Genomic DNA, 16,904 nt, shown 5'->3' on the forward strand with positions numbered 1-16,904 from the left:
GAAACCACGGGCTTTTTTAGAGTCGCCCACCAAATATCTAATGGCATCACAAAACACACGTAAGCATCATCCCTCGTTGCATCATTGCCAACCCCACACAACAAGGTTACACAGCGGTCCGTTGCTTTGCATTCGCAACTTGCTTTCAAGGTGGCACACCTTGCCGCCGGAGGCACGCTTTTGTTTTTTCTCCGGACAGATCACGCCCCGACACACGCTTTAGCAGGCCATTGACTGCCCCCATGTCCCGGCAAAATCGGCTCTTTTGTTGAACCCCTCCTGCAACTGTGCTAGATTGGCGAACTCGGAGATGGACATCCGTACGCAGCCCGGGCCGTTTCAAACGCCGGGTGACCCTTTGCAACCCCTTCAGGAAAGACATTGGAGATGACGGAACGAAAAGAGATCTATTCGGTTTCAAGCCTGACCCGCGAAATCAAGGGCGTGCTTGAGAATCGATTCCCATACGTGTGGATTTTCGGAGAGATATCCAACCTCCGCATCCCCTCGTCGGGTCACTGCTATTTCACGCTGAAGGACCGCAACGCACAGATCAGCGGGGTCATCTTCCGCGGCCAGGCGGCCAGGCTGAAATTCCGCCTTGAGGATGGCCAGACCATCACCGGCTTAGGGCGCGTCAGCCTCTATGAACCCAGGGGAACCTACCAGGTCATTTTTGAATACATGGAACCCAAAGGGGCCGGAGCCCTGCAGCTCGCCTTCGAGCAGCTCAAGCAGAAGCTTGCCGCCGAGGGCCTGTTTGATGCGGCGCTGAAAAAGCCACTCCCCCCCTTCCCCGGACGCATCGCCCTGGTCACCTCCCCCACGGGAGCCGTGGTCCACGACATGCTTACCGTTTTCCGCCTCCGCTACCCCAATGTGGAGCTCCTCGTGGTCCCGGTGAGGGTCCAGGGAGACCAGGCCCGTCTCGATATTCCGGCCGCCCTCTCCTGCCTCAACCGCCACATGGCCGCCGACCTTATTATAGTGGCGCGCGGCGGAGGGTCCCTGGAGGATCTGGCCCCCTTCAACAGCGAAGAGGTGGCCCGGGCCATCCATCAATCGGTGCTGCCCGTCATCAGCGCCGTGGGCCATGAGACGGATTACACCATCGCCGATTTCACGGCGGACATGCGGGCCCCGACGCCCACGGCAGCCGCCTCCCTTGCGGTTCCGGACAAAAGACGCCTTACAGAAGACCTCTCCGTTCTTACGGCCCGACTCCGCCTCTGCCTTGACCGGCGACTGTCCGACGGAAGGCAACGACTGAATGCGGCATCACGCCGCCTTGTGGACCCGAAAAAAAAGATATATGATCACAGGTTGCGGGTGGATGAACTGACCCAGCGCATGGCACGGGCAATCCGCCGGGAGTTGAGCGATCGCCGGACCGCCCAGAACTGGCGCAGGGACCGGCTCGCCAAGGTCTCTCCCCTGGTGAGCGTAACCGCAGGGCGCCGCGACGTCCAGGGCCTGTCAAAGCGCATGGGCCTTGCCATGGATGGCCGGCTGGCCCGAAACCGGGACACCCTGAAACGCCTTGAACAAAACCTCAGCGCCCTGAGCCCCCAGCTGGTTCTGGACAGGGGCTACAGCATTGTACGCGATTCACGAAGCGGTGACGTAATCACCCGCGCAGATCAGGTGGAGATCGGCTCTTCCCTGGATGTGGTTCTCGCAGACGGCTCCCTTAAAGCCGTTGTGGAAAGGAAAGACGATGGCAAAAAAGAAATTTGAAGAGGCAGTGGCCCAGCTGGAGGCCATTGTCGAAGACCTGGAGTCAGGGGATCTTCCGCTGGACAAGGCCATGAAACGCTTTGAAGAAGGCGTCAAACTCTCAAAAATCTGTTCCGATACCCTGGACGAGGCCGAAACCCGCGTGCGGGTCCTCACCGGGGAAACCGAAGAGGGCTTGCAGGACGCTCCTTTTGCCGAGGCCGACCAGCGGGAAACAGAATGAGTGCATTCAGCTTGAAAGGGTACCTTGAAGAGAGGCGGATTGTTGTGGAAAATGCCCTTGAGGGACACCTGAAAGCCCTGACACCTTCTGTCGATGCGCGGGTGGCACAGGCCATGGCCTACTCCCTCATGGCAGGGGGAAAGCGGCTGCGGCCCATCCTCTGCATGGCGGCCTGCGAGGCGGTGGGCGGAGCCCCTGAGACGGCCATAAAGGCGTCTTGTGCCCTGGAGATGATCCACACCTACTCTTTGGTCCATGACGACCTTCCCGCCATGGATGACGATGATTTCAGGCGGGGTCGCCCCACCTGTCACAAAGCCTTTGACGAGGCAACGGCCGTCCTTGCCGGGGACGCCCTTTTAACCTCGGCGTTTCATCTGCTCGCCCTGGACCGCGGGCCCCGGGCAGAGATCGCCCTGGACGTCATCCGCATCATCGCCGATGCCTCGGGCGCTTTTGGGATGATCGAAGGCCAGATGCGGGACATTGAGGCCGAGGGCCGCGACCTGGACCTTGACTCCCTCCGGGAGCTGCACGGCCTGAAAACAGGGGCCCTCATCCGCGCCTCTGTCGAATCCGGGGCTGTCCTGGGCGGTGCGGCAAACGGTGAGCGTGAGGCCCTGACACACTATGCAGAAAAGATCGGTCTGGCCTTTCAGGTGACGGACGATATCCTGAATGTGGAAGGCGACCCGGATCTTATGGGCAAGGGGGTGGGGACCGATGCAGAGCACAACAAGGCCACCTACCCGTCCCTTATGGGACTGTCCGAGTCCAAGATATACGCCAGGGAGCTGGTGGAGGACGCCGTCTCCGCCCTTGACATCCTTGACGCAAAAGCAAACCCGTTAAAAGCGCTGGCCCTGTACGTTGTCCAGCGCCAGCGGTGATTCCGGCCCCAGGGGCCGCAAACGAACTTTTATTTCCTCACCATGGGTGGGGGGGGGAACCATACAGGTGAAGGTGATGACCCTTTTAGATCAGATCGATACCCCTGAAGACCTGAAAAAGCTGGATCGAAGCCAGCTGCCTCAGCTTGCACGGGAGATTCGGGATAATATTGTGGATGTGGTGTCCAAAAACGGTGGGCACCTGGCGTCCAGCTTAGGCGTTGTGGAGCTGACCATTGCGGTTCACTATGTCTTTGACGTGCCCTTCGACAAGGTGATCTGGGACGTGGGCCACCAGGCCTATGCCCACAAACTCCTCACCGGAAGGCGCGAAGCGTTCCCCACCCTCCGGACCCTGGGGGGGATCTCGGGTTTTCCCAAGGTCAGTGAAAGCCCCTACGATGCCTTCACCACCGGCCACAGCAGCACCTCTGTGTCGGCAGGCTACGGCATCAGCTGTGCCCGGGACATCAAGGGCGAAGACGGAAAGGTCATCTCCATCATCGGCGACGGCAGCCTCACCGGGGGCATCGCCTACGAAGGTCTCAACCAGTCCGGGCCCTCCAGCCGCAACCACCTGGTGATCTTAAACGACAACGAGATGTCCATCGCCAAAAACGTGGGCGCCCTCTCCTCTTTTTTAAGCCGCACCTTTTCGGCCAAGTACCTCCAGGACCTCAAGGGCGAGTTCAAAAAGGCCATGAAGGCCCTGCCCAAGGTGGGAGACGACATCTACCAGTTTGCCAAGAAGACCGAAGAGTCCTTCAAGGCCTTCGTCACCCCCGGCATGCTCTTTGAAGCGTTCAAGTTCGAGTACCTGGGCCCCATCGACGGCCACAACCTGGAACACCTCATCGACATCCTTGAAAACATCAAAAAACTCAACAAGCCCGTGCTCCTGCACGTCATGAGCAAAAAAGGCATGGGGTACGCCCCGGCAGAAGCCAACCCCGTCTATTTTCACGGCGTCGGCGCCTTTGAAAAGGAAACGGGCAACAGCATGAAGGCCAAGCCCAAGGCCCCCTCCTATACCGAGGTCTTCGGCAAGAGCATGGTGTCCCTTGCCGAATCAGACAAACGCATCGTGGCCGTAACGGCCGCCATGCCCGAGGGAACGGGGCTCACGGAGTTTGCCGCCCGCTTTCCGGACCGGTTCTTCGATGTGGGGATCGCCGAGCAGCACGGGGTGACCTTTGCCGCCGGCATGGCCACAGAAGGAATGAAACCGGTGGTGGCCATCTACTCCACCTTTCTCCAGAGGGCCTACGACCAGATTCTCCACGATGTCTGCCTGGACAGGCACCCGGTGATCTTCGCCGTGGATCGCGGCGGCCTTGTGGGGGAAGACGGCCCCACCCATCACGGGCTCTTTGACCTGGCCTACCTGCGGCCCCTGCCCAACATGGCCATCATGGCACCGGCCGATGAAAACGAGCTGCGACGCATGCTCAAGACGGCCCTGGACCACGACGGCCCCATCGCCATCCGCTATCCGCGGGGGGCAGGCACCGGGACCGCCGTGGACGAAGCAGCACCTCCCCTTCCCTTTGGCAAGGGCGCCCTCGTCCGGGAGGGCAAGGACCTTCTCCTGCTTGCCATCGGCACCTCCCTTGCCACCTGCATGGAGGCTGCCGAGCAGCTTTCCCAAAGGGGCATCGAAGCCGCCGTCATCAACGCGCGCTTTGTCAAGCCCCTGGACAAGGACCTCATCCTCACCTGGGCGGGCACTACAGGCCACGTGGTGACCGTTGAAGAGCACATGAAGGCCGGCGGCTTCGGCAGCGCGGTTCTGGAGCTCTTCTCCGACGAGGGCCTCTCGAACATCGCCACCGCCCGTGTGGGCATTGAAGATCATTTTGTGGAACACGGCCCCAGGGAGGCATTGTGCCGTCGCCAGGGCATTTCAACCGAAGGAATCGTGGAAGCGTCTTTCCGTGTGCTGGGGCAGACACAGAGCGTCACCACGCTGGCCGGTGACGGTCGATAACGAGAAAGGATAAGGAAAACCTTTGAGTCAGGAAGTAAAAATGAGAATTGACCAGCTCCTCCTCGACAAGGGGCTGGTAGAGAGTCGCCAGAGAGCCCAGGCGTTGATTCTGGCAGGAAAAGTGTTGGTAAACCGGGTACCTGTCACCAAGGCCGGAACGCGTGTCCTGACAAACGCCGAGATTCATGTCAAAGAGGACGAGATCCCGTATGTCAGCCGTGGGGCATTGAAACTCGAAGAAGCCCTGAAAACCCTTGAAATCGACATTGCCCATGATGTATGTCTGGACATCGGTGCTTCCACGGGAGGCTTTACGGATTGCCTGCTTCGACATGGGGCGGACAAAGTCTACGCCGTGGATGTGGGCTACGGCCAGCTGGCCTGGTCCCTTCGCAACGACGACAGGGTCGTGGTGCTGGAACGCACCAACATCCGCTACCTCACGGACGAACAGGTTCCTGAACGTGTGGATCTGGTCACCATAGATACCTCCTTCATCTCATTGAAGCTGGTGGTACCGGCGGCCCTGAATTTTCTTAAAAAAGAGGGACGAATTCTCGCGCTTATCAAACCTCAGTTCGAGGTAGGAAAAGGGAAAGTGGGAAAAGGCGGGGTGGTCAAAGACCCGGCCCAGCACACGGAAGTTATCGACAACCTTAGTCTTTTCTTCCAGGAACTTGGCCTGAAAAAAGAGGCCGTCATCCCCTCCCCCATCCTGGGCCCCAAGGGCAACCGCGAGTTCATTATCTCTTTGAAATACTGACGGGATTGATATATATACCAAAGTTCGTAATGGTATGTTTATACACAGCGCCTGCAGGGGCAACCCTCCGGGCGCTGGCAGGAGCACTCGATCCGGCGCGATCCGCTACCGCGATAACGGACGGCAGAAGGATTCGAGAGGCAAAACATGTAATTCAGGAGAAGAGACTGTCACATAGACATTAGGCTTGAATCACTACATATTGAGGAGGTTGTTTAATGAAGTTATCTTCTGATAAACTGCGAAACGTCGCTCTGGCAGCCCATGGAGGTGCAGGCAAGACATCCCTTGCCGAGGCATTGATTTTCAACGCCGGTGCAACCAGCCGACTTGGCCGTGTGGAAGAGGGCAACACCGTGATGGACTACTCGGAAGAGGAGCAGCGCCGGACCGCGTCCCTCAGCAGCGCCTTTTTTCAATATGAGTGGAAAAAACACATTATCAGCCTCATCGACACCCCGGGTGACAAAAACTTCTTCTCAGACACCAAGACCTGCATGCCCGCCGCCGACGGCGCCGTCATCGTCATCGATGCCTGCACCGGCTCCGATATCCGCACCGAACAGTCCGCCCAGTTTGCCGGCGAAAACTCCATCCCGGCCATCGCCTTCATCAACAAACTCGACCATGAGCGTGCCAACTTCAGGCAGGCCATTGACAGCGCCACCACGACCCTCAATCCCAAGCCTATCCTGATTCAACTTCCCATCGGGGAAAAAGAAGCCTTCACAGGCGTGGTGGACCTCATCGCCAACAAGGCGTACAGTCTTAAAGACGGCAAAGCCGAGCCCATGGACATTCCTGCGGACATGGCCGACGATGTGGAGACCGAGCGGGCAGAACTCATTGAAAACATCGCCGAAGCCGATGACGAACTCCTTGAGCGCTATCTCGAAGGCGACGACATTCTCGATGCCGAACTCGTTGCAGCCCTTAAAAACGGCGTCAAAGGGCGTCAGTTCATGCCGGTTCTCTGCGGCGCCGCAACGGCCAACATGGGCATCGGCCTTCTGGCCGACTTTATCGTCGAGGCCATTCCCAGCCCCCTTGAGCGAATCCCCTTCCCCACCGAGGACGGAGAGGATGTCGCCTTTGATCCCGATGCCCCCTTTGCCGGCTATGTCTTCAAGACCATCGTGGATCCCTACGCGGGCCGCCTCTCTCTCATCAAGATCGTGGCCGGTTCCCTCGGCAAGGACGGCACCGTCTACAACACCGACAAGGGCAGCAAAGAACGCTTTTCACAGCTCCTCTACCTTGCCGGCAAAGAGCAGAAGCCCATCGACCATGCCGAGGCAGGCGCCATCGTGGCCGTGGCCAAGCTCAAAGAGACCTTTACCGGCGCCACCTTGTGCGACGAAAGCCGCAAGGTGACCTTCAAACCCACGGCCCCCATCGCACCGGTAATCTCCTTTGCCGTGGAAGCCGCCAAACAGGGCGACGAAGACAAGGTCTTCTCCTCTTTGTCCAGGCTCCAGGAAGAAGACCCCTCCCTGGGCCTTGACCGCGTTGCCGAAACCAAAGAGATCCTCTTAAACGGCATGGGCATGGTCCACGTGGAGGCCACCATTGAAAAGCTCAAGCGAAAGTTTAACCTGGAGGTGGTCATCAAGCCCCCGAAGGTTCCCTACCGGGAGACCGTCCGCAAAAAAGTGCGGGTTCAGGGCAAACACAAGAAACAGACCGGTGGCCACGGCCAGTACGGCGACTGCTGGATCGTCCTGGAACCCCAGGAAAGCGGTGCCGGCTTTGAATTCGTAGATGCCATCGTGGGCGGCGTTATTCCCAGGACCTACATCCCCGCCGTTGAAAAAGGGATTGTGGAGGCCTCCTCCAAAGGGGTCCTTGCAGGCTTTCCCTGTGTGGATTTCAAGGTGACCCTGGACTACGGCTCTTTCCATGCCGTGGACTCCTCGGAGATGGCCTTCAAGATGGCCGGATCCCTGGCTTTCCGAAAGGCGTGCGAAGAGTCCGGAGGCGTGCTGCTGGAGCCCGTCATGAACGTCGCGGTCATCGTCCCCGACGATTTCACCGGCGACGTCATGGGGGATCTCAACTCCCGCCGGGGCCGCGTTCTCGGCATGGACAGCGAAGGCAAATACCAGGTGATCAACGCCCATGTTCCCATGGCCGAGATCCTCACCTACGCCCCGGACCTCAACTCCATGACCGGTGGCCGGGGAACCTTTACCCGGGTATTTTCTCACTACGACGAAGTGCCCGGTGATATCGCTAAAAAAGTACTTGAAAAGATTGCGGCGGAGCAGGAAAATTAGCTTCGCTTGACTTGTTTCTGATAAGAAACGGCAGAGGATGCGGGCCTATTCGTATCTTCTGCTGTTTTGTTTTTGTGAGAGGAAGAGACCAAAGAAAATGAGACGAAATATTGTACATGTCGGATCCGGACAGCTCACTTACGAAATCCGGGAAATCGTGGCGGTGGCCAACGAACTGGCGGCGCTCGGCGTCGACATCACCTGGGAGAACATCGGAGACCCCGTGGCCAAAGGGGAATCCATTCCCGACTGGATCAAGGAGATCATCACCGACCTGGTGAGCCAGGACGACACCTACGGCTATGTGGCCACGCGGGGGGTTTCCAACACCCAGCAGTTTCTGGCCGAATGCGTCAACACCCGCGGCGGCACGCAGATCACCAAGGATGACATTGTCTTCTTCAACGGCCTGGGCGATGCTGTGGCAAAGATTTTCGGGTTCCTCAAGCGGGAAGCCCGGGTCATCGGCCCCTCCCCCGCCTACTCCACCCACTCCTCGGCCGAGGCGGCCCACTCGGGGTACAACCACCTCACCTACGAGCTGGATCCCGACAACGGCTGGCTCCCGGACCTTGAAGACCTGGAAAACAAGGTCAAGTACAACGACGCCATCGCCGGTATCCTCATCATCAACCCGGACAACCCCACCGGTGCGGTGTACCCCCGGGAGGTCCTGGAAAAAATCGTGGACATCGCACGGCGAAACCGTATCTTTATCATCTGTGATGAGATCTACTCCCACATCGTCTATGACGACGCCTCCACCGTTCACTTAAGCGAGGTGATCGGCGAAGTCCCCGGCATGGCGCTGCGCGGCATCTCCAAAGAGTACCCCTGGCCGGGCGGTCGCTGCGGATGGATCGAGGTGTACAACCAGAACAGCTACCCCATGTTCCGACAGTATATCCAGAGCATCGTCAACGCCAAGATGCTGGAGGTGTGCTCCACAAGCCTGCCCCAGCACTCCATCCCCCTGGTCATGGGGCACCCCAACTACAGGGGCCACCTTGAGATGCGGCGCGATATGTTCCACCGCCGTGCCGATGAAGCCTACGACGCGTTAAAAGACGTGGCGGGCATTTCCGTCATCAAGCCCAAAGGGGCCTTTTACATGTCCGTGCTGTTTGACGAAGGGGTCCTCAACAGCGAGCAGTCCCTTGCCATCGGCGATGAGCGCATCCGCGGCTACATCGAAGACAAGATCCAGGACGTGGAGGTGGACAAGCGGTTTGTCTACTACCTCCTTGCGGCCACTGGTATCTGCGTGGTTCCCCTCACCGGGTTCTGCTGCTCGCGCAAAGGGTTCCGCATCACCCTCCTTGAAACCGACGACACCAAGCGCCGGTGGACCTTTGAAACCGTGGCAGACAGTATCAACGCCTACCTCGAATCGAATCGAGGGTGCAGCGAAGAGACGTGCCAACTGGCCGGCTAATCGCGTCACGGCTCACACAAACACAAAAAGCCCCTCAAGGCGGAGAACATCTTCCGCCTTGAGGGGCTTTGCTGTTGATGGAACAAAACCGACCTTTTAAACTATCCTTTCAATGAAACTCGATATAAAGGCCCAGCTTCCCGTAATGCTGGGTGGAGTCAAAGGCCATCCCCACCTCAAGGTCGCTGATGCTTCGGATGGTACCGAATTTTTCCACAAGGGAATGGTCCCGGTCATCCAGGTGAAAGGAGAGGTCCACCCGCATGCCCACCTCCAGGGGGACCGAGGTCACAAGGCGGACCCGAAGGCCCGACTGGGATAGGTCCGTTACCGTACCCGAGAGCCGATACCCCCGCTCCTCAATCTTACAGACCACCGGCAGTGAGACATCCTTGCGAAGAAACTGCCGCCGCTCAAGCTGCACGTGGAAGCTGTGCCCGCAGCTGCACCGGCACCGAATCTTCACATGGCACTCAACCCCCATAAAGGTGGAGACATCCTGCTCCTTTACACGGTGGCACGATGGGCAGGTGATAAAGGCCTGGAGATCTTCTTTCACAAGAATCGTATCAAGCATGGTGTCCCGTCCTTACCGGCCGGAAATCATGAAAACATAAGATACTGGCCGATTTTATCGTATTTTTCTATTTCGGTGAATTCAACGCCCAGAAACGGACCGTTGATGCTTCGAATCACCGCCATTTTGCTGATAAATGACCGGTCTTTGTCATCCAGGTTAAACTCCACGTGGATGATATCATCGATGGCAAAGGGAAAGGAGGTGCTGATCTTGATGCGGGATCCCGACCGGGAGAGGTCCTTGACCGTCATGACAAATTTACGGCCGCCCTCGGAGCGGAAGGCCACCCCGGACAGTTCAAGGGATTTGCGATAATATTTTCGCCGTTCAATCACAACGGAAAACGTATGCCCGCACTTGCAGGTGCACTTGATTCTCAGCTGCGCCTTGGCGGTCAAAAGCTTTGAAATGTCCGTGGTGCGGGATCGCTCGCATTCCGGGCACACAAAGGTTGCCGTGGTGCTGGTTCCAAGAAATATTTTTTCTGCCATTGACTTGCCTTTTTTATGGAGGATAGAAGGCCCCCCGGAAACAGGTGGTCTCGCTGGATCAAACTGCGGGCATCGATTTTGGATAACAGCCCCTGCTCCGATCAGCTGACACACACCCTGCGGATCTCCGCAACATCGGTGAGGCCGTCCAGTGCTTTGATGATGCCGTCCTGGATCAAAGTCGTCATCCCCTCTTCGGCGGCCACACGGAACAACTCATCGGTATGGGCGGCACGCTTGATCATCTGTTTCACATCAGCAGACCCATACATCAATTCATGGATGGCCAGTCGCCCCTTGTAGCCGGAGCCGGAACAGACGGAACATCCCACGGGTTTGAAAAGACGCATGTCCGACGAGTACCGGATCCCGGTTTGTTCAAAGGCCTCGGCACCGTAGAGTTCCACAATGCGATCGAATTCCTCCCGGTCCGGGGTGTACTCGTCACGGCAATTGGTGCAGAGCCGACGCACCAGGCGCTGGGCAAGGACCCCCTGGAACGCATCGGAAAAGTTCAACGGGTTGAGCCCCATGTCCAGAAGGCGCGTCACGGTTTCCGGAGCGCTGTTGGTGTGCAGGGTGGAGAGGACCAGGTGACCGGTAAGGGAGGCCTCGATGCCGATGGAGGCGGTTTCGTTGTCACGCATCTCGCCAATCATGATCACGTCGGGGTCTGCCCGGAGAAAGGCGCGCATCACCCGGGCAAAATCAAGGCCGATCTTTGCCCGACACTCCACCTGGCGAAGGCCGGGCTGGGTGATCTCAACAGGGTCTTCCGCGGTCCAGATCTTGATGCCCGGCTTGTTGATGTGCCCCATGGCGGCATGGAGGGTGGTGGTTTTCCCCGACCCGGTGGGCCCCACACAGAGGATGAGTCCGTAGGGCTGGGCGATGATCCGTTTCAGGACATCCAGGTTTCGGTCGGTGAGCCCCATCTGGTCGATCTTCATGGCACCGGAGTCTGCCAGGATACGGAGCACCGCGTCTTCATAGCCCCCGGCCGTGGGCAAGGTGGCCAGACGCAGTTCAAAGGGCTTGACCCCTTTTCTCTTGAATTTGATCTTTCCGTCCTGGGGAAGCCGCCGCTCGGCAATGTCCAGGTGGCTCATGATCTTCAGCCGGGAAATGATCCCCATGGCGTTGGAGATGGGAATTTTAAGCACGTCCTGGCACACCCCGTCGATACGGTAGCGGATATGGACTTTTTTGGAGTGGGGGGACGGCTCCACGTGGATGTCCGAGGCCCCTTTCCTGTACGCGGTGATGATCACCTGGTCCACCATCTTCACGATCTGGCTCGACGATTCGGACAGGGTCCCATCCTGTTCCTGATCGTCCGGTCCCTCGTCCGCCTCCTCTTCGAATTCAACATCGAGCATCATGTCGAATTCACCACCGTCGTCTTCTCCGGGTCCCTCTTCGGCCTGGCGATCTGAATCGTAGAAGAACTTGATCAGCTCGATAATCTCTTCACGTACCCCCACGGAGTACCGGATGTGCTTCGCGTTGAGCAGGGTGTAGATATGATCGGTCTTCTCGAGGTTTTTCGGATCATCGATAAGAACTTCCACCACCCCTTCGGTCATGTCCCAGGTCAGGGGGACCCAGCTGTTCTGGATCAGGAAGCTCTTCTTCAATTTGCCCAGGAGTTCCACGGGAATGGGGGTGTCGGTGCTGAACTCCACAAAGGGGCACTCGTAATAATAGGAGAGGGATTTGCCAAGCTCCTCCTTGTCCACGTACATGTCTTCAAGGAGAATGGCTTCACAGCTTTTACCGGTCTTTCGCGCAAGGTTCAATGCGTTTTGAAGCTGGGCGGCGTTGACCTGATCCGTATCCAGGAGGTAGCCATAACGGGACTCGTAGCTCCGGGAGCCTTTGATCCCCTCCATCTGGGCGTCAAGCCCGGTGTAGTCCACATCGAGGCCGCGGACATCTTCATAGAACCCCATGGCCTCATCACTCTTTTCAAGCTTCTCCATCTCCAGCCCGAAACGAAAGAGGATATCGGCCGCCGCATCCTGGGTCACGTTGTTGGTCTCGATGAGCTCAAGGACTTTCTTGCGAATCTTGGATACGGCGTGGAGCTGCATCAGCGCTTCGGCAAGCTGGGGAACCAGCTTGGACACCGAGTACTTGGTGTTGAGAAGTTTCAGCAGCTCGCCCAGGGCCTCGCGGTGAAGACCGAGTTCTTTAAAGGCGTGGGCACTTTCCAGAATCTCACCGGCACTGTCTTCGGACCAGGAGTTCTTGATGGCATTGAGTTCTTGGCTGCTGAGCTCAATGACCTCATCGTCGTCGTCAAGTTCAGCCGCCTTCGTCCGAAGGTCGTTGAGCTCCACCCCAATGAATTCATTGACCTCTTCATCAAGGTCTCCGTCATAGGCGTCAAGAATGGCGGTATAAACGGCGATGGACTCGCCATAGAGACCGTGCTTTTTGTAGGCTTTGGCGGTATCGATTTTTGACTTCAGCTGTTTTTCCAAAGCGTATCCTCGCAGATTTGACGCACACCTTCAGGTGCACTACATTTTAAAGAAGCGACCGAAACCTCGTGACTTGCGGCTTTTATCAATATCGGTTGAAATGAGATCGCATGTCATGCGAACCATGGCGGCCACGCACTGGGGGGCCATGAGGATATAAAGGATCCCGTCGACGGTTCGACGGTAATAGACTCTCAGGGCATCAAAGAGGATCTCCCCTTCGGTGGCGCCGTCCACCAGGGGTGCCATATCCCGCCAGCGCATTTTCTCCGTGAGAAATGCCTGGGCTTCACGGCACTCATGGTCACTGTCGCCATGGGATGAGGAGAGTTCAGCCACCAGAGGCTTTCCGGTATCGCTGATGTAAAAAACCCCCTGAACCCCGTCGATGCTGAACAAGTCGTCAAAATGGTTTGCCATATTTACCTGAATACATAGAAGATTATAATCTTATTTACACGTCCAGTACAGCGTCAATTAAGGATTCTTTCTGAACCCTTGCCCCCACCACCAGGCGGGCGGGAGGCCCCGAGCCCATCACCACCATGCGCTGGTCGGTTTCCCGATTGCTCAACACCGCTTTCAACGGACCGGCACCCAGGATGTTGCCGAACATCTGCAGGGTAGCCATTTTATCCGCCAGTTCAGGGGCCCAGGCAGCCTCTTCCACGGCATCGGGGTTGCCGCTGGCCCTTACGACCAGTTCTTTCAAGCGTTCAAGCTCCTGGGGTGACCCGCCATCGGGCCCATCGGCAGGGTCGGTGTGGGAGGCGGCTTCCCCCTGCCCCTGGCCAGAAGCTGGCGAGCCGCTTCCCTGCTCATCTTTCAGCCGCATGGCATCCAGCAGGATCGCCTGGAGCTCCCCCTGGATCCCTTTTCGGGTGAGTATACATGAATTTTCAATGAGCAGGGTCACCCGCTCCCACCCGAGGACACGGTAAGCCGCCTTGTTGCCGGTCAATGCTCCGTATCGGGCGTTGAGGATATCCCCGTCCCGAAAAAAGAGGACCCCTTGGGTGCTGGTTGTCTCGTTGATCACCCGGATGGTGCATGTCTTGGCTTCCATCTCAATGAGCTGCAGGAACATCTCAAGGGAGGCATTGTTCAAGGTGCCGCCCCCTGCCTGCTCCTTGAGGATCTGGTCAATGGTATGGATCAGGTCACCAATGACAAGGGGCTTTGTGAAATACGCCCTGGCCCCGTAGCGCATCACCGCTTCACGGGTTTTGGGTTTGTCAAAGCTGGTGGCCACAATGGCGGGGATATCGGGGAAGAAACGGCGTATCTTTTCCAGGAGGCCGTAGCCGTCCACGTTGGGCATCTGAAGATCCGTGACCACAAGGGCAATGGGACGCTGTTTCAAGATTTCGATGGCCTCGCCGCCGTCGGTGCACGTAATGACGGCATACCGATCCTTCAACTTGGAAAACAGCTTATGGATAAGGTTGAGGAAAGGCTGGTTGTCATCAACGACAAGAATCTGTCTGACCATGGTGTGACCGTCCTGTGTTTCCCCTCCCCCGCATCGGGAAAAGGGTTAAAAAATACCGGCGTTTTGGGCATGCAAAGGAAAAAAGGCTCTCAGACCACCGCTTTAAAGGCGTCTATCTCCCGTTGATACTGCTGGCGCCAGCTTTTCAGGTTCTGCTGAAGTTCCATGCCGAGCCCCCTCTCCAGGGCCAGCTCTCGAAGGCATTCCGTTACAGCCGCCACAAGGCGCTGCACCTTGTCGGTTCCGGTGTAGGTGATGGCACCGCCCTGGTAGCTGAACTCCTCGGTAAAGGGGTCCAGAAACTCGTACCGGGACACTTTTTCGAGAAATTTGCGTTTCAGCACCGTATCGAAGGGGTCGGTCTGTATCTTGGTGTCGGCATAGGTCTGTTCGAACACCCCCAGAAGCACCTCCAGCATCTCCACGGGATTCTGGGTATCCAGGGATCCCCGGGCCTGCCCGCGTGTCGGCTCTTTGTCGTGGAGGCAGGCGTCGCTGAGGTGAAGGGCTTCCAGCTGCACCCGCTTGATGGCAATGCGGGTGCGCTCGTTTTTTGCGCTGGCCATGATCCGCCCCAGCTCCTGGTTCGGGTCCCTCAGGATGCCCCCGCTTTTCCCCAGGACAGCACCGGCGATCTCCCCCATGATGACATGGATCTGATCTGCCTTGCCCGGAGGGTTCAGCACCTCGATCAACCCGGTAAACCGATCCTGTATGATCTTTTTCATCAGGGCCTCCAGGTCCACCGTGGACGAGGTGAGGTTTTTGTGGATCAGGGCCGCTTCGTTCAGGTTGGCCCAGTAGCCGATGCTCTCTTCGGGGATCTCGAAAACAGAGACGGTATGCCGGGCAGCGTCGGCTGTGCGCAGCAGCTCTTCAAGGGCCGGCTGGCGTCCCCGGGACTCCCCGTCGGCACAGATGTGGGCATTGATCAACGCTCCCTGATCGAAATAAACGGCACCTTCAGAGCCGGGAGCCCGCAGGTACACACAACCCGACGGCAAGGCATTCCGAAAATGATCGACAAAACGCCGGATACGAATGTAACTGGTGTGCAGGTTGCTGACCACCGGGGTCTCTCTGGGAATGACAATCATATCAATCTCACTGGTTGAACAAAGGGTATCACCGTCCGTGACGGCTGCAAAGGGGGAACGGGCCGCGCTTCAACACAAACGGGAGCATCTCAGGCGACATGAACAACTGCCGTTATTCTCCTGGTCTCTGCTCCCGTCGGTACGGCCTGGGATAAACGCTACCGCTTCCTGCGGAGCCGTTCAATGGAAAAGCGCAAACTGTCCTGCATGCGCGTGACCGCTTCGGCAAGGCTGCCGATCTCATCACGGGACCTGATGTCGATGACCACATCCAGCTCCCCCACGCTGATACGGTCCGCCGCATCCGTGAGCATCTGGATGTTGGAGGTGAGCCGGTACCCGTAAATCATGATGGAGAGCCCGATAAAGACAATCACCACGCCGATGAAGCCCATGGTTATTTTCTGGGTGGCCTGGGTCAGCCCGGTGGCCCGTTTTTCAATGAGCTGGATACGCCCGGTAAAATCTTCGATAAAAGTGGTGCTCAAAATGAGGTACGGGGTCTGCTCAATGGGTTCAACGGCCATGAACTTCTCTTTTTCCGTGCCGTCCCTGTAGTACCCCTTGATCCCCCGGCCGCCTTTCATGGCGCTGAACACCTCATCGAAACTCTGAAAGCCAAGATCCAGCTCCTCCTTCATCTTGGCCAGGAGGGGCTCTCCGAGATACGACTCCTCACGGTGGCACCAGATGCGGTACCCCGTCTCCCCATCCTGGTCCGGAGCGGGAATTTCGATAAGGGCCGTAAAGCCTTCGGTGCCGACATCCTGAACCGCAATCTCCCGCATGTCAAAGTCGTAGTAAAAATCGTCTTTGTTCAGGTCCGGGTTGTTGCGCAGAAAAATGGAGCATTGGGATGCCACGCTCCGGGCTTTGTTGACGATGATCTCTTCGGCCATCTGGCGAACCACGTCGGTGCTCTCGCCGGTGATGCTGTTTGCAAGGGTGAGCATCTGGTACTGGGTAAAGGCACTGCTGCCGATAAAAAGCAGGATGGGGATCCCGAGAAAGAGAAAAAACATCTTGGTTCGCAGGCCAAAGCCCTTGTATGAGGTCTTTTTCTTCCGGGCAACCCGGGAGGCCTCCGCAGGCGCAGGCGCGGCCTCCGGGGTGGGATTTTTGGACACAACCTTCAAGGGGGGGGCGTCGGCCGAGGCGGGAGCGGTCTCCTGGTCGGGGGAGGTTTCGCTGAAGGGAACCGACTGAATGGGGCCGGAGCCCTCACCGGTGTCGGTCTCTTCACCCGGCGGACGAATGGTGATGATGTGTTCGCACACTTTGCATTTGATCTTGATGCCATCCGGGTTCTTGATGTGGCTCATCAGTTTGCCGGGGTCCAGATGGTAAATCTTCCCGCACTCTTCACATATCACGACCATACCCTGCTTGCTCCTTGACTGTTGAACTCTCGTTGGGGATTGTCACCGTTGGAATGAGGTGCTCTGGC

General features: G+C 57.7%; 14 protein-coding genes. 7 read left to right on the plus strand and 7 right to left on the minus strand.

Going from position 1 to position 16,904, the window contains the following annotated elements; all coding sequences use genetic code 11:
- The first annotated feature begins 387 nt into the window (after positions 1–387).
- From xseA to BLQ12_RS12700, 7 genes are all read left to right on the plus strand, one after another.
- Positions 388–1,737, plus strand: a complete 1,350-nt coding sequence (xseA, locus tag BLQ12_RS12670; RefSeq protein ID WP_254782050.1) for an exodeoxyribonuclease VII large subunit — start codon at positions 388–390, stop codon at positions 1,735–1,737.
- Positions 1,718–1,960 (plus strand): exodeoxyribonuclease VII small subunit, encoded by a 243-nt coding sequence (gene xseB, locus BLQ12_RS12675; protein WP_092211022.1) that lies wholly within the window; start codon positions 1,718–1,720, stop codon positions 1,958–1,960. The genes xseA and xseB overlap by 20 nt, the downstream gene beginning before the upstream one ends.
- Entirely contained in the window at positions 1,957–2,850 is an 894-nt protein-coding gene (locus BLQ12_RS12680; protein WP_092211023.1) for a polyprenyl synthetase family protein, read from the plus strand. The genes xseB and BLQ12_RS12680 overlap by 4 nt, the downstream gene beginning before the upstream one ends.
- 76 nt (positions 2,851–2,926) lie before the next feature.
- Positions 2,927–4,837: a 1-deoxy-D-xylulose-5-phosphate synthase gene (dxs, locus tag BLQ12_RS12685; RefSeq protein WP_092211024.1), complete on the plus strand. Its 1,911-nt coding sequence runs from the start codon at positions 2,927–2,929 to the stop codon at positions 4,835–4,837.
- Between the two features lie 40 nt (positions 4,838–4,877).
- On the plus strand, positions 4,878–5,600 hold the full coding sequence (locus tag BLQ12_RS12690) for a TlyA family RNA methyltransferase (protein WP_092211025.1): 723 nt from the start codon (positions 4,878–4,880) through the stop codon (positions 5,598–5,600).
- Between the two features lie 218 nt (positions 5,601–5,818).
- Positions 5,819–7,876 (plus strand): elongation factor G, encoded by a 2,058-nt coding sequence (gene fusA, locus BLQ12_RS12695; protein WP_092211026.1) that lies wholly within the window; start codon positions 5,819–5,821, stop codon positions 7,874–7,876.
- Between the two features lie 97 nt (positions 7,877–7,973).
- On the plus strand, positions 7,974–9,311 hold the full coding sequence (locus tag BLQ12_RS12700; RefSeq protein WP_092211027.1) for a pyridoxal phosphate-dependent aminotransferase: 1,338 nt from the start codon (positions 7,974–7,976) through the stop codon (positions 9,309–9,311).
- Between the two features lie 109 nt (positions 9,312–9,420).
- Here the strand turns inward: BLQ12_RS12700 and BLQ12_RS12705 are convergent, their stop codons facing one another.
- From BLQ12_RS12705 to BLQ12_RS12735, 7 genes are all read right to left on the minus strand, one after another.
- Positions 9,421–9,888 carry a PilZ domain-containing protein gene (locus tag BLQ12_RS12705; RefSeq protein WP_092211028.1) on the minus strand — a complete coding sequence of 156 codons (468 nt, stop codon included), beginning with the start codon at positions 9,886–9,888 and terminating at the stop codon, positions 9,421–9,423.
- A 26-nt stretch (positions 9,889–9,914) separates the two neighbouring features.
- The gene (locus BLQ12_RS12710) at positions 9,915–10,382 is read right to left on the minus strand and encodes a PilZ domain-containing protein (RefSeq protein WP_092211029.1); all 468 of its coding nucleotides are present in this window, start codon (positions 10,380–10,382) and stop codon (positions 9,915–9,917) included.
- A gap of 101 nt (positions 10,383–10,483) precedes the next feature.
- Entirely contained in the window at positions 10,484–12,868 is a 2,385-nt protein-coding gene (locus BLQ12_RS12715) for a GspE/PulE family protein (RefSeq protein ID WP_217640303.1), read from the minus strand.
- A 39-nt stretch (positions 12,869–12,907) separates the two neighbouring features.
- On the minus strand, positions 12,908–13,288 hold the full coding sequence (locus BLQ12_RS12720; RefSeq protein ID WP_092211030.1) for a hypothetical protein: 381 nt from the start codon (positions 13,286–13,288) through the stop codon (positions 12,908–12,910).
- 34 nt (positions 13,289–13,322) lie between these two features.
- Positions 13,323–14,360 carry a response regulator gene (locus BLQ12_RS12725; RefSeq protein ID WP_092211031.1) on the minus strand — a complete coding sequence of 346 codons (1,038 nt, stop codon included), beginning with the start codon at positions 14,358–14,360 and terminating at the stop codon, positions 13,323–13,325.
- An 89-nt stretch (positions 14,361–14,449) separates the two neighbouring features.
- A complete protein-coding gene (locus BLQ12_RS12730; RefSeq protein WP_092211032.1) occupies positions 14,450–15,457 on the minus strand; it encodes a DUF4388 domain-containing protein in 1,008 nt (335 codons plus the stop codon).
- A 158-nt stretch (positions 15,458–15,615) separates the two neighbouring features.
- Positions 15,616–16,836, minus strand: coding sequence for a HAMP domain-containing protein (locus tag BLQ12_RS12735; RefSeq protein WP_092211033.1), 1,221 nt, complete (start codon positions 16,834–16,836; stop codon positions 15,616–15,618).
- Between the last annotated feature and the right edge of the window lie 68 nt (positions 16,837–16,904).

This window comes from Desulfoluna spongiiphila, assembly GCF_900101345.1.
GTDB classification, from domain to species: domain Bacteria; phylum Desulfobacterota; class Desulfobacteria; order Desulfobacterales; family Desulfolunaceae; genus Desulfoluna; species Desulfoluna spongiiphila.

What these genes read in the sequence shown, in the direction of transcription:
- xseA (WP_254782050.1), top strand. Translation starts at nt 388, where the DNA reads ATGACGGAACGAAAAGAGATCTATTCGGTTTCAAGCCTGACCCGCGAA.
- xseB (WP_092211022.1), top strand. Translation starts at nt 1,718, where the DNA reads ATGGCAAAAAAGAAATTTGAAGAGGCAGTGGCCCAGCTGGAGGCCATT.
- BLQ12_RS12680 (WP_092211023.1), top strand. Translation starts at nt 1,957, where the DNA reads ATGAGTGCATTCAGCTTGAAAGGGTACCTTGAAGAGAGGCGGATTGTT.
- dxs (WP_092211024.1), top strand. Translation starts at nt 2,927, where the DNA reads ATGACCCTTTTAGATCAGATCGATACCCCTGAAGACCTGAAAAAGCTG.
- BLQ12_RS12690 (WP_092211025.1), top strand. Translation starts at nt 4,878, where the DNA reads ATGAGAATTGACCAGCTCCTCCTCGACAAGGGGCTGGTAGAGAGTCGC.
- fusA (WP_092211026.1), top strand. Translation starts at nt 5,819, where the DNA reads ATGAAGTTATCTTCTGATAAACTGCGAAACGTCGCTCTGGCAGCCCAT.
- BLQ12_RS12700 (WP_092211027.1), top strand. Translation starts at nt 7,974, where the DNA reads ATGAGACGAAATATTGTACATGTCGGATCCGGACAGCTCACTTACGAA.
- BLQ12_RS12705 (WP_092211028.1), bottom strand. Translation starts at nt 9,888, where the DNA reads ATGCTTGATACGATTCTTGTGAAAGAAGATCTCCAGGCCTTTATCACC.
- BLQ12_RS12710 (WP_092211029.1), bottom strand. Translation starts at nt 10,382, where the DNA reads ATGGCAGAAAAAATATTTCTTGGAACCAGCACCACGGCAACCTTTGTG.
- BLQ12_RS12720 (WP_092211030.1), bottom strand. Translation starts at nt 13,288, where the DNA reads ATGGCAAACCATTTTGACGACTTGTTCAGCATCGACGGGGTTCAGGGG.
- BLQ12_RS12725 (WP_092211031.1), bottom strand. Translation starts at nt 14,360, where the DNA reads ATGGTCAGACAGATTCTTGTCGTTGATGACAACCAGCCTTTCCTCAAC.
- BLQ12_RS12730 (WP_092211032.1), bottom strand. Translation starts at nt 15,457, where the DNA reads ATGATTGTCATTCCCAGAGAGACCCCGGTGGTCAGCAACCTGCACACC.
- BLQ12_RS12735 (WP_092211033.1), bottom strand. Translation starts at nt 16,836, where the DNA reads ATGGTCGTGATATGTGAAGAGTGCGGGAAGATTTACCATCTGGACCCC.